The sequence below is a fragment of the Streptomyces sp. SID11385 genome (assembly GCF_010548245.1).
GTDB lineage: Bacteria > Actinomycetota > Actinomycetes > Streptomycetales > Streptomycetaceae > Streptomyces.
Genome location: NZ_JAAGLR010000944.1, coordinates 1 through 11,808, shown reverse-complemented (window position 1 = coordinate 11,808; position 11,808 = coordinate 1). Strand labels below are relative to the sequence as shown.

The 11,808-nt window shown below is 72.7% G+C and carries 9 protein-coding genes; 3 read left to right on the top strand and 6 right to left on the bottom strand.

Annotated elements, in window-relative coordinates; all coding sequences use genetic code 11:
- The first annotated feature begins 424 nt into the window (after positions 1-424).
- The gene (locus tag G3I42_RS28730) at positions 425-2,950 is read left to right on the top strand and encodes an ATP-dependent Clp protease ATP-binding subunit (RefSeq protein WP_164290671.1); all 2,526 of its coding nucleotides are present in this window, start codon (positions 425-427) and stop codon (positions 2,948-2,950) included.
- A gap of 191 nt (positions 2,951-3,141) precedes the next feature.
- On the opposite strand, the gene G3I42_RS28725 is transcribed toward G3I42_RS28730, so the two are convergent.
- Complete coding sequence (locus tag G3I42_RS28725) at positions 3,142-3,867, bottom strand: peptidase E (RefSeq protein WP_164290670.1); 726 nt, start codon at positions 3,865-3,867, stop codon at positions 3,142-3,144.
- A gap of 488 nt (positions 3,868-4,355) precedes the next feature.
- Between G3I42_RS28725 and G3I42_RS28720 the strand changes: the two genes are divergently transcribed.
- The gene (locus tag G3I42_RS28720) at positions 4,356-5,018 is read left to right on the top strand and encodes a M23 family metallopeptidase (RefSeq protein WP_164290669.1); all 663 of its coding nucleotides are present in this window, start codon (positions 4,356-4,358) and stop codon (positions 5,016-5,018) included.
- 223 nt (positions 5,019-5,241) lie between these two features.
- Here G3I42_RS28720 and cseC read toward each other — a convergent pair whose 3' ends face one another.
- The 5 genes from cseC to G3I42_RS28695 form a co-directional block, all read right to left on the bottom strand.
- The gene (cseC, locus tag G3I42_RS28715; protein WP_239096743.1) at positions 5,242-6,723 is read right to left on the bottom strand and encodes a two-component system sensor histidine kinase CseC; all 1,482 of its coding nucleotides are present in this window, start codon (positions 6,721-6,723) and stop codon (positions 5,242-5,244) included.
- Positions 6,644-7,357, bottom strand: a complete 714-nt coding sequence (cseB, locus tag G3I42_RS28710) for a two-component system response regulator CseB (protein WP_164290673.1) — start codon at positions 7,355-7,357, stop codon at positions 6,644-6,646. The genes cseC and cseB overlap by 80 nt, the downstream gene beginning before the upstream one ends.
- 120 nt (positions 7,358-7,477) lie before the next feature.
- Positions 7,478-7,984, bottom strand: coding sequence for a hypothetical protein (locus tag G3I42_RS28705; protein ID WP_239096742.1), 507 nt, complete (start codon positions 7,982-7,984; stop codon positions 7,478-7,480).
- 506 nt (positions 7,985-8,490) lie between these two features.
- The gene (locus G3I42_RS28700; protein WP_239096741.1) at positions 8,491-9,090 is read right to left on the bottom strand and encodes a SigE family RNA polymerase sigma factor; all 600 of its coding nucleotides are present in this window, start codon (positions 9,088-9,090) and stop codon (positions 8,491-8,493) included.
- Between the two features lie 223 nt (positions 9,091-9,313).
- Positions 9,314-10,282: an A/G-specific adenine glycosylase gene (locus G3I42_RS28695; protein ID WP_164290667.1), complete on the bottom strand. Its 969-nt coding sequence runs from the start codon at positions 10,280-10,282 to the stop codon at positions 9,314-9,316.
- 300 nt (positions 10,283-10,582) lie between these two features.
- Here G3I42_RS28695 and G3I42_RS28690 point away from each other — a divergent pair.
- Positions 10,583-11,808: histidine kinase (locus tag G3I42_RS28690; RefSeq protein ID WP_239096740.1), on the top strand; the 1,226-nt coding region annotated here is incomplete at its 3' end.

Sequence of the window (11,808 nt, the reverse complement as noted above, 5' to 3'; positions counted from 1 at the left end):
CCCGTACCCGCGGGCGCGCTCGCGAAGGGTGCCCGCGCGCGGACGGAGCGTGCGCGCGGCGGCGTGGTGGCGTGGGGCACGGGCGCGCAAGGCTGTTCGCCCGTAGCGGAGGGGGTGGGGTCGTGTCGCATGGACTGTCCCTGCTCGGGGGTAAGACATTCCCAGTAGGGAGGGGCGACGCGGCCGTCCCGGGCCCCGCGCGTTCGCCATCGGCGTAGCGCTGGAGCGGGTATCGGCTTGGCCTGGGGGAACATCGTCTCGCACCATCAGTGTTAGTGAGTTCGTTCAGCAGTTCAGGAAGGACGCTGGTCCCCGCGGAGGCGGGGATGGACCCGAGCGGTCCCCGCTTGCGGGACTAAGCTGCGGAAGGACAGGGAGGGGACCGACCCCTTTACTGCCTGACCGCTCTGAGGAGCGATTAACGATGTTCGAGAGGTTCACCGACCGCGCGCGGCGGGTTGTCGTCCTGGCTCAGGAAGAAGCCCGGATGCTCAACCACAACTACATCGGCACCGAGCACATCCTTCTGGGACTGATCCACGAAGGTGAGGGTGTCGCCGCTAAGGCCCTGGAGAGCCTCGGGATCTCTCTGGAGGCGGTCCGCCAGCAGGTGGAGGAGATCATCGGCCAGGGCCAGCAGGCCCCGTCCGGGCACATCCCCTTCACTCCCCGGGCGAAGAAGGTCCTGGAGCTCTCGCTCCGCGAGGCCCTCCAGCTCGGCCACAACTACATCGGCACGGAGCACATCCTGCTCGGCCTGATCCGCGAGGGCGAGGGCGTCGCCGCCCAGGTCCTCGTGAAGCTCGGCGCCGACCTGAACAGGGTCCGTCAGCAGGTCATCCAGCTCCTCTCCGGCTACCAGACCGGCAAGGAGACGGCGACGGCCGGCGGCCCCGCCGAGGGCACCCCCTCGACCTCGCTGGTCCTCGACCAGTTCGGCCGCAACCTGACGCAGGCCGCCCGCGAATCCAAGCTCGACCCGGTCATCGGGCGCGAGAAGGAGATCGAGCGGGTCATGCAGGTGCTCTCGCGCCGCACCAAGAACAACCCGGTCCTCATCGGCGAGCCCGGCGTCGGCAAGACCGCCGTCGTCGAGGGCCTCGCGCAGGCCATCGTCAAGGGCGAGGTGCCCGAGACCCTCAAGGACAAGCACCTCTACACCCTGGACCTCGGCGCCCTGGTCGCCGGCTCCCGGTACCGCGGTGACTTCGAGGAGCGCCTGAAGAAGGTCCTCAAGGAGATCCGCACCCGCGGCGACATCATCCTGTTCATCGACGAGCTGCACACGCTCGTCGGCGCGGGTGCCGCCGAGGGCGCGATCGACGCCGCCTCGATCCTCAAGCCGATGCTCGCCCGCGGCGAGCTCCAGACGATCGGCGCGACGACGCTGGAGGAGTACCGCAAGTACCTGGAGAAGGACGCGGCCCTCGAACGCCGCTTCCAGCCGATCCAGGTCGCCGAGCCCTCCCTCGCGCACACCATCGAGATCCTCAAGGGCCTCCGCGACCGCTACGAGGCGCACCACCGGGTCTCCATCACCGACTCCGCGCTCGTCGCCGCCGCGACCCTCGCCGACCGGTACATCTCCGACCGCTTCCTGCCCGACAAGGCGATCGACCTCATCGACGAGGCCGGCTCCCGCATGCGCATCCGCCGCATGACCGCGCCGCCGGACCTCCGCGAGTTCGACGAGAAGATCGCCGGAGTCCGCCGGGACAAGGAGTCCGCGATCGACTCGCAGGACTTCGAGAAGGCGGCCTCGCTCCGCGACAAGGAGAAGCAGCTCCTCGCCGCGAAGGCGAAGCGGGAGAAGGAGTGGAAGGCCGGCGACATGGACGTCGTCGCCGAGGTGGACGAGGAGCTGATCGCCGAGGTCCTGGCCACGGCCACGGGCATCCCGGTCTTCAAGCTCACCGAGGAGGAGTCCTCGCGCCTGCTGCGCATGGAGGACGAGCTGCACAAGCGCGTCATCGGCCAGGAGGACGCCGTCAAGGCGCTCTCGCAGGCGATCCGCCGTACGCGCGCCGGGCTCAAGGACCCGAAGCGCCCCGGTGGCTCGTTCATCTTCGCCGGCCCCTCGGGTGTCGGTAAGACGGAGCTGGCCAAGACGCTCGCCGAGTTCCTCTTCGGCGACGAGGACGCGCTGATCTCCCTCGACATGTCGGAGTTCAGCGAGAAGCACACCGTCTCGCGTCTCTTCGGCTCGCCTCCCGGCTACGTCGGGTACGAGGAGGGCGGCCAGCTCACCGAGAAGGTGCGCCGCAAGCCGTTCTCCGTCGTCCTCTTCGACGAGGTCGAGAAGGCGCACCCGGACATCTTCAACTCGCTGCTCCAGATCCTGGAGGACGGTCGCCTGACCGACTCCCAGGGCCGTGTCGTGGACTTCAAGAACACGGTGATCATCATGACCACCAACCTGGGGACCCGCGACATCTCCAAGGGCTTCAACCTGGGCTTCGCCGTCCAGGGCGACACGAAGACCGGCTACGAGCGCATGAAGGCCAAGGTCAACGACGAGCTGAAGCAGCACTTCCGCCCGGAGTTCCTCAACCGTGTCGATGACACGGTGGTCTTCCCGCAGCTCACCGAGAAGGACATCACCCGCATCGTCGACCTGATGATCACCAAGGTCGACGAGCGGCTGAAGGACCGCGACATGGGCATCGAGCTCAGCCAGCCGGCCCGCAAGCTCCTCGGCAAGCGCGGTTACGACCCGGTGCTCGGCGCCCGTCCGCTGCGTCGCACGATCCAGCGCGAGATCGAGGACATCCTGTCGGAGAAGATCCTCTTCGGCGAGCTGCGTCCCGGTCACATCGTGGTGGTCGACACGGAGGGTGAGGGCGAGAACGAGAACTTCACCTTCCGCGGCGAGGAGAAGTCCACGCTCCCCGACGCACCCCCGGTCGAGTCCGCCGCGGGTGGCGGCCCCAACCTGACCAAGGAGAGCTGAGCCCCGCCAGGGGACCGGCCCACCGCACGAAGGCCCCGTCTTCTCCCGCAAGGGAGAAGGCGGGGCCTTCGCGTGGGACGGGAGGGGGCCGGGCCGCTGAGGCTCAGCAGGGGCGGATTCGGGGCTCGGGCCCGGCCAGGGGGACACCGTGCCGCTCGGGCGTGAGCGCGTGCCTACGGACCGTGTCCCGCTCACCCCAGAAGGCGCCCCTCCCTGGCGGTCTCCGTGGTGCCGCCGCGGCCGTCGGGGACGAGGCGGTGGAGGCGGGCTCCGGGCAGGCGACTGACGACCTCGACCGGCTGCGGCGGTTCACCGGCGCCGGGGCGTACGGCGAAGAGCGCCGCCGCCCCGTCGTCCAGCGCCCAGCCGCCGGGGAGCGCGCCGGAGGCGACGGCCGCCCGGTAGGCGGGACGCCGCCCGGGCTCGGAGTCGTAGTGCGGACAGAAGGAGCCGGGGAGCAGGCCCAGGCCGTCGGCGAGCACGGCGAGCGGCCCGTACGAGTCGGTGAGCGAGGCTTCGGCCCAGCAGTTCGCTCCGGCCGAGATCCCGCACAGCAGCGCGCCGCGCGCCGCCGCTTCCCGTATCAGCCGGTCCACGCCGTGCACCCGCCACACGGCGAGAAGGTTCGCGGTGTTCCCGCCGCCCACATAGAGGACCTCCTGCGCGAGGAGCCGCGCGGGCAGGCCCTCCGCGTCCAGGGTCCGCTCGAAGAGCGAGAGCACGCTCGGCTCGCAGTCGAGGCCCGCGAAGGCCGCACGGAAGGCGGCCCCGTACGCGGGGGCGTCGCCGCTCGCCGTCGGCACGAAACAGACCCGGGGACGGGGGCCCCGCGCGTGCCCGAGCACCCAGGGGTCGAGCACGGTGTCCCCCGCGACGGAGAAACCACCCCCCAGCACGGCGATCCTGACGCTCGACATGGGCCCTCCCGACCTCGCGGCGTGACCGGACCTTCACTCTCGGCCGCCCGCGGAGAGGCGGACAAGGGCTTTTCCGGGGCCGTCAAAGTGGTCGCGGTCACTCCCGCAGGGGTCGAAAAGGGCCCCAAAAAGGGACAGCGGGTGACGTGAGGCACAGGACGTGGGTCACGTACTACCCGCATTAGGGGACGAATAGGGACAAAGTGCCCTAATTGGTTCATCGGGTATTCCGGGCGGCTGCCCGCATTTCGGCGGGCCGCGCCGCCCCGCACACCCGCCCACCTGCACGTTCGTGCTGTGGGCGGCGTCACGTAAGCCGCGTCACAGGCCCAATGAAGGGCCTCCGAAGGGCCGGAGAAGTGCTCGGTAGCTACGTATTTTGGTAGTAGATGCCCTGTTTTGGATGCTCTGGGGGGCTTGTTACCAATGGGGTTGTCGCCCCGGCAATCCGCTGGGAACCGATCCCCCCACTCGGAGGTACTCCCCCCATGCCGAAGAGCACCACGTCCTCGAACGCCCGCACCACCGCCCGTCTCCGTAACCGCGCCGCCTTCATGGCCGCCGGTGTCGGCGCCGTCGCAGTGCTCGGGGCGGGGGCCGCGGTCGCCGCCGACACGGGCACGCAGACCACCAAGGTCATCCCGACTGTCAGCGCGGCCGGTGTCACCGCCCAGGCCGACGCGCAGTCGAAGGCCGCCGAGCACGTCGTCCAGGCCAAGGCCAAGACCGCCAAGTCCTGGATCGACCCGGTCAAGAAGTACGAGCTCTCCGCGAGCTTCGGCAACGACGGCTCCCGCTGGGCGCACAAGCACTCCGGCCAGGACTTCGCCGTCCCCACCGGCACGAACGTGATGGCCGCGCACTCCGGCACCGTCGTCAAGGCGGGCCCGGTCGGCGCCGGTGACGGCGCCGCCTACGGCAACGCCATCGTCATCAAGCACGGCTACAAGCTGTACTCGCAGTACGCGCACCTCTCGAAGATCGACGTGAAGGTCGGCCAGACCGTCAAGACCGGTCAGCACCTCGCGGAGTCCGGCAGCACCGGTAACTCCAGCGGCCCGCACCTCCACTTCGAGATCCGCACCACCCCGAACTACGGCTCGGCCGTCAACCCGGTCGACTTCCTCCACAAGATGGGCGTGACGGTCTGACCCGCACCCCCTGAGCAACACCACACGAAGCACCACCCCGGAGCGGAGCACCACGCGGAGCGACGCCCCCGGACGACGGGAGCACCGCAGGACCGCTCCCCAGGGCCCCGGCCCGGCGACACACCCTGTCGACCGGACCGGGGCCCTGTCGTGTGCTCGCCCACGCGCCCACTCGTCCACGCACCCGAAACCGCGAACGCGCGCACCCACGTGCCGCGCCGGTTCAGGCCGCGTCGGGAGCCCCACCGCCGTCCGTCGGCGCGTGCTCCGGAAGCCACAGCACCGCCACCGCCCCCTCCGCCGCCGTGCCCGGGGCGGCACCGGGTGGCAGCAGGTTGCGGAACGTGAGCCGCGCCCCGAGCACCCGCGCCTGTCCCGCCGCGATCGTCAGCCCGAGGCCGTGCCCGCCCCCGGAGCGGTCCGCGCTGCCGGTACGGAAACGGCTCGGCCCCTGCTCCAGCAGCTCGGCGGGGAACCCGGGACCGTGGTCCCGCACCCGCACGACCCGGCCCTCCACCGTCACCTCGACCGGCCCCTGCCCGTGCCGCCCGGCATTGGCGAGCAGATTGCCGAGGATGCGTTCCAGGCGCCGCGGATCGGTCACCACCTCCGATTCGCGCAGCACCCGCACCGAGATGTCCGCGTCGAACGTCCGGACCCGCCGCTCCACGAACTCCCCGAGCATCAGCTCCTGAAGTTCGGCGCGCTCCGCCGCGCTGTCCAGCCGCGCCACCTCCAGCACGTCCTCGACGAGCGTCCGCAGCAACTGCGCCCTGTCCTTGACCATCTCCGTCGGCCGCCCCGGTGGCAGCAGCTCGGCCGCCGTGAGCAGCCCCGTCACCGGGGTCCGCAGCTCGTGCGCGATGTCCGCGGTGACCCGCCGCTCCGCCTCAAGACGCTGCCGCAGGGCATCCGCCATGGCGTCCACGGCCCGCGCCAGGTCGTCCGTCTCGTCCCGTACGATCCCCCCGATCGCCTGCCGCACCTGGACGTCCCGCCGCCCCCGCGCCACCTCGCGCGCCGCCGCCGCTGCCTTGCGCAGCCGGCGGGAGAGCTGAGCGCCGATGAGCACCCCGAGCGCGCTGCCCCCGAGCACCACCGCGATCGACCCGATCACGAGGGCCTGGTCGAGGTCCTGCATGATCCGCTGCTTCCGCGTCGACCAGCGGGTGTGCAGGGAGAGGACGTGCCCGTTGCTGAGCGGGAGCGCCGCCCAGATGTCGGGCCGCCCCTCGGGCCCGGAGGCGATGTACGTCGCCCGCCGGTTCTTCGCCACCCGCTCGCGGAGCGCCTTCGGCAGCCCCGGGTCGTCGAGCGTGGCACCGAACTGAAGCCGCCCCGTCGTCTCGTAGATCCGCTGCGCGAACTGCACCCGCTGGTCCTGCACGTCACGGGCGCTGTCGAGCATCGAGAGCTGTGCCGCGTTGTGCACGACGAGGCTCAGCGCGATCGCCACGAGCGCCCCGACGAGCGCGATCGCCGCACTCAGCTTCCAGCGCAGCCCCGTACGGAACACGCTGCGCAAGCGCTCCCGCCACGGCGGCTTCGCCCGCGCCGGCACGGTCCCCTCCCGCCGCCGCTCCTCGTCCCGGGCCTTCTCCCGGCGCTGTCCGGTCTCCGTCACGCTAGGCCCGCAGCTTGTAGCCGAAGCCGCGGACCGTCTCGATCCGGTCCTGGCCGATCTTGGCGCGCAGCCGCTGCACATGGACATCGACGACCCGCGTGTCCCCGCCCCAGCCGTAGTCCCACACCCGTTCCAGGAGCCGGTCCCTGCTGAGCACGGTGCCGGGGGCCGCCGAGAACTCCAGGAGCAGCCGCATCTCGGTGGGGGTGAGCGCGATCCGCTCACCGCCGCGCCGCACCTCCATCCCTTCGGTGTCCACCTCCAGGTCCCCGAAGCGCAGCGGCCCCGCGGCCTCCTGCTCCACCGCCTGCCCACCGCCCCCGGCGTGCCCGAAGCGGCGCATCACCGCCCGCAGCCGGGCCACCAGGACGGAGACGTCGAAGGGCTTCGTCACGTAGTCGTCCGCCCCGGCCTCCAGACCGAGGACGACGTCGATGCTGTCCGCACGCGCCGACAGCATGATGACCGGCACCGTGGACTCGTCCCGGATGCGCCGGCACAGGCTCACCCCGTCCATCCTCGGCACCATCACGTCGAGGAGCGCGATGTCCGGCGCCCCCGCCCGGAAGCACTCCAGACCTTGCAGTCCGTCGGCGACCGCCGTCACCCGGAAACCCACTCGCTCCAGGGCGAGCTGCGTCGCCTCCCGGATCACGTCGTCGTCCTCCACGAAGAGAACGCGCGCCCCCGCCCGCCGTTGTGTCTGCTCTTCCATGTCCGTCAGCTCGTCTTCCCGTCCGTTCACCGCCCTGCCCCGCCGGCGCGATCCGCCCCCGCCCCGCGCGGCCCCGCCCCCGCTCGGCACACGCCCACCGGCCCCTGGGGTGCTCCGCCGTTACCCGGGGGGACTGGTCGGTACGGCGGCGCCGTCACCCACGCCGTCGTCCTCCCCGTCCTCCCCGCCACCGTCCCCGTTGTCCCCGCCCACGGTCTTGCTGTAGTCGTTCCGCATCCGGTACGACTCCGTGAACTCGTCCCCGTGCCAGCCGTACGTGACGACTTCCTCGCTCGACGGGTACGAGACCGGGTCGCCCTTCTGGTAGAGCTGCCGGGTCACCACCAGATCACCCCGGTCGATCTCCGCGTAGACCGGGGGGTCCTCGGCCCGGAAGACGCTCACGTACCCCGACTTCTCCTTGCGGTAGACGTAACTCGCCACGCCCACCGCGTCCCCACAGGTCATGACGTTGACCAGGAGATCCGGTGTCCCGGTCCCCGTGAGGTCGCCCGAGGAGACGTCCACCGGGTAGTCGTGGCCCCCGCACGGCTTGAGGTCCTTCTTCGTCTCCGCGCTCACCGAGGCATCGGAGAGGAGCAGCCGGACCACCTTCTGCTGCCCCATGACCGGCACCGAGGCGCTCCGCGAGGTGCTCGGCGCCGGACTGACCTGCGCCGCCGACTCCGGCCGGGCAGGCCCCTCGTCCCGCGTACCGGTCCCCCCGACCGCACACCCACCGGCCGCGAGCAGCACGGTGGCCCCTACTCCGAGCCCGCGCCAACGCGCCGCCGCCGTACGCGCACGAACGCCCCGACGTCCACGCCCCCGGCGAGGCCGGCGCCCGCCACGGCCCCCGCGGCCGAGGACGACGGATTCGGCACGCTCCGCCGTCGGCTGCGCAGGCTCGCCCGGTTCCCCCAGGGACCGTGCCGGCTCGCCCGGTTCCCTCAGAGGCCGCGCTGGGTCGCCCGGCTCCGCCGTGGGCCCGGCTGGGTCGTCCGCCGCCGCGGCCGTCCCGGCGTCCCGCCGTCGCCGGGCACCCGCCCCGGCGGACGCGTCCTGAGTCACGTCCGCCCTCGCCGCTTCCTCGGTGACGACGCGTGGCCGGGCACACCTCGACTGCCGGGGCACTAGGCCACGCACCGCTCCAGCTCCTCACGTTCCTGCGCCCGCGCTTCGCTCGCCCGGGTCTCCAGCTCCTCCCGGAGCCGGGCCAGGGCACGGTGCAGGGTGCTCTTGACGGTGCCGGGCGACATGCCGAGCGCCGCCGCCGTCTCCTCGGTCGACATCTGCTCCCAGTGTCGCAGTACGACGACGCTGCGCTGCTTGGGAGCGAGTACGGAGAGCACGTCCATGAGCAGCGAGCGGTCGGCGTACTGCTCGGTTGGGTCGGGCACCGAGTCGAGACCGTCCTCGGGAAGCTGGGCGCTCGGCACCTCTTCCAGGCGGCGCGCCCGCCACCACTCGGTCCTCGTGTTGATCATGACGCGGCGCAGGTAGGCGTCGGCGAGCCGCTTGTCGGCGATGCCCTGCCAGCGGCGGTACGTGCGCGCGAGCGCGGTCTGGAGCAGGTCCTGCGCGTCCACCGGGTCCGGCACGAGCCGCCGGGCACTGCGCAGCAGGGCGTCCTGCCGCGCCCGTACGTACTCCTCGAAACCGAGGATCTCCTCGGGCAGCCCGTCCCCCGCCGCCTCGTCCCGCACACCGTCGCCGACTGTCGCCTGCGCCATGTCGTCCGCCTCCGTGTCCCGTGGTCCCCGTGTCCCCGTGTGCTCTGGTCGAAGCACGGTGCTGACGCTACGGAGGAGGTGTAACGGAGGCTTCCGAGTAGGCGGTCGATGGGCGCACAGCTACCCATCGGTTGTGTAACAGCCCACCGGCGAGCGGAAGATGGGCACCCTTATCGGGGGTTTTGCCGGAATTGGTGATGTGGGGGTGAGAGGCGGCGCGGGATCAGCGGGGCTGATGAGGCGGGAAGGAGCGGTGTCCCGGCAGCCGGTAGCGGCCGTTCTCCAACGGCTCCACGAGACCGTCGGCGACGAGACCGTCGAGCGCCCTGGCCCGCTGCACCGGGTCGTGCCACACGCGGTCGAGCGTCGCCTGCGGCACCGGCTCCAGGGCCTCGCGCAGCACCGCGAGGAGCTTCCCGCGCACCTGGCGGTCGGTGCCCGCGTACGTCTGCGCACGGCGCGGCGGACCGGTGTGCTCGGGCTTGCCGGCGAGCCGCCACGCGCAGCGGTCGCTGAGCGGGCACGGCTCGCACCGCTCGCCCTTCGCCGTGCACAGGAGCGCGCCGAGTTCCATCGACGCCGCGGCCCAGCGCGCCGCCGTGTCCTCGTCCTCGGGCAGCACCGAACGCGCGAGCCGCCGTTCCGCCGCCGTCGTCGCGTTCGGCGGGAACTGCTCCCCGCTGACCGCCCGCGCGAGCACCCGCCGCACGTTGGTGTCGAGCACCGCGTGCCGCTGCCCGTACGCGAAGGAGGCGACGGCCGCCGCCGTGTACTCGCCGATCCCGGGCAGCGCGAGGAGCTGGGCGTGGTGCTCGGGTACGTCACCGCCGTGCCGTTCCGTTATGGCGACGGCCGCGCCGTGCAGCCGCAGCGCGCGCCGCGGGTAGCCGAGGCGCCCCCAGGCGCGCACGGCCTCGCCCGAGGGCTCCTTGGCGAGATCGGCGGGACGCGGCCAGCGCCGCATCCATTCCTCGTAGACGGGCAGGACCCGGGCCACCGGGGTCTGCTGGAGCATGAACTCGCTGACCATCACCCCCCAGGCACCGGCCTCGGGCCGCCGCCACGGCAGATCCCTGGCGTTCGCCTCGTACCAGGCGATCACGGGGCCGTGCAGCGATGCGCCCTCCCGTGCGGGAGGCGCCGAGGGCGAGGGGGAGGGAACGGACGCGGCGGAGTGCGTGGGCAAAGTCATGGCGTTCAGATCCTGCCACGCACACCCCTCTCGGCCACACGCCGCGCCTCCCGCGCCAGGGTGACGACGGGGAGGGCGGAGCACAAAGGGGGCGCACGCCCGGCGCGCGCGCGGCCGGGCGGCGAGTGGTGCGGGCGTGGGCGCAGGGGAAGCGGCGTCGGGCAGCCGGTCGCCGAGGGTGCCCGGCACGGACCTCCGGACCGGCGGTGCACCCGTCTTCGATGCCCCTGACCTGCCCTTACGTACCGTGTCCGATCGGCCACGGAGGGATTGTCGGTGGTGCCCCGTACCGTGAGGGGCATGGCAGCGACCGCGCTCTCGCACGGCGTCCGGGCCCTCGGGCTCTGGACGGTGCTCGCCGTGCCCGTGGTCCTGGCGCGCCTGTTCGGCCTCGTCGAACACGTGCCGTGGGGCGCCACCGGGCTCGGCCTCGCGGCGCTCGCGCTCGCCGCTCTCTGCGCGCGGCGCCTCCCCGCGACGGCCCTCCTGCTCGCCGCCGCCCCCGGACTCGCCTTCGGTACGGCCCTCTTCACGGCGGACTACGGGCTCGCGCTGCCCGTCCTCGCCCACCTGCTCGGCCTGCGCGGCGGCGCCCGGCAGACCGCCGCGGCCTGCGCGGCACTCGCACTCGCCGGCGCGGCGCGGGTGCAGTGGCGTGCCGAGGACCCGGTCACGTCCTGGTTGCTGCTCCTCGCCGTGCTCCTCTTCCTCGTCGTCTTCCCCTGGCTCGCCGGGAGGTACCGGCTCCAGCGCCGCGCCCTTTTCGAGGCGGGCTGGGCGCGGGCGGCGCGCCTGGAGGAGGAGCAGCGGTCCGTCGCCGAGCGCGCCGCGCTGCGCGAGCGGGCCAGGATCGCGGGCGAGATGCACGACGCGCTGGGCCACGAACTGAGCCTCCTCGCGCTGCGCGCCGGAACGCTCCAGGTCGCCGCCGACCTGCCGGAGCGGCACCGCGAGGCAGCGGCGGGCCTGCGCGCGGCGACGGCGGACGCGGTGGACCGGCTGCACGAGATCGTAGGGGTGCTGCGCGCGGAAGAAGGCGGACCCGGCCCGGCGGAGAACGATCCCGAACCACCACGCGTCCCCGACCTGCGCCACCTCCTCGGCCGCACCGCGGCCTCGGGTCTCGCGGTACGGGTCACGGCCTGGCCCGAGCGGCCCGACGCGCACACAGGGCTGCGCCACCGGGTGGTCCGGGAAGCGCTCACCAACGCCGCGCGGTACGCGCCCGGCGCCGAGGTGACGGTCGCCTGTGTCCCGGGGGACGGCGGTACGCACCTGCGGGTCGCGAGCGGACCAGGGGCGGTGAGCGGTTCGGGGGTGGAGCCGGAAGGCGGTGCGGCTGCGGGCAGAGCGGGCAGCCGTCTCGCGGGAACGGAAGGCGGCGCTGCGGCGGGCGGTCCGGGCGTGGGGACGGTGAGCGGGATGCCCGACGCCGGGCCTGCGGGCGCACCCGTCACGGGGACTGAAGGAGAGCCCGGCCTTCGGGCGGCCCGACCACCGAGGCCGCTCGCGCCGAAAGGCGGCGG

Bases quoted from the DNA above. Each gene is read 5' to 3' on its own strand.
- G3I42_RS28720 (WP_164290669.1), top strand. From the start codon at position 4,356: ATGCCGAAGAGCACCACGTCCTCGAACGCCCGCACCACCGCCCGTCTC.
- G3I42_RS28695 (WP_164290667.1), bottom strand. From the start codon at position 10,282: ATGACTTTGCCCACGCACTCCGCCGCGTCCGTTCCCTCCCCCTCGCCC.
- G3I42_RS28700 (WP_239096741.1), bottom strand. From the start codon at position 9,090: ATGGCGCAGGCGACAGTCGGCGACGGTGTGCGGGACGAGGCGGCGGGG.
- G3I42_RS28705 (WP_239096742.1), bottom strand. From the start codon at position 7,984: ATGGGGCAGCAGAAGGTGGTCCGGCTGCTCCTCTCCGATGCCTCGGTG.
- cseC (WP_239096743.1), bottom strand. From the start codon at position 6,723: ATGTGCAGCGGCTGCGCGCCAAGATCGGCCAGGACCGGATCGAGACGG.
- cseB (WP_164290673.1), bottom strand. From the start codon at position 7,357: ATGGAAGAGCAGACACAACGGCGGGCGGGGGCGCGCGTTCTCTTCGTG.
- G3I42_RS28725 (WP_164290670.1), bottom strand. From the start codon at position 3,867: ATGTCGAGCGTCAGGATCGCCGTGCTGGGGGGTGGTTTCTCCGTCGCG.
- G3I42_RS28730 (WP_164290671.1), top strand. From the start codon at position 425: ATGTTCGAGAGGTTCACCGACCGCGCGCGGCGGGTTGTCGTCCTGGCT.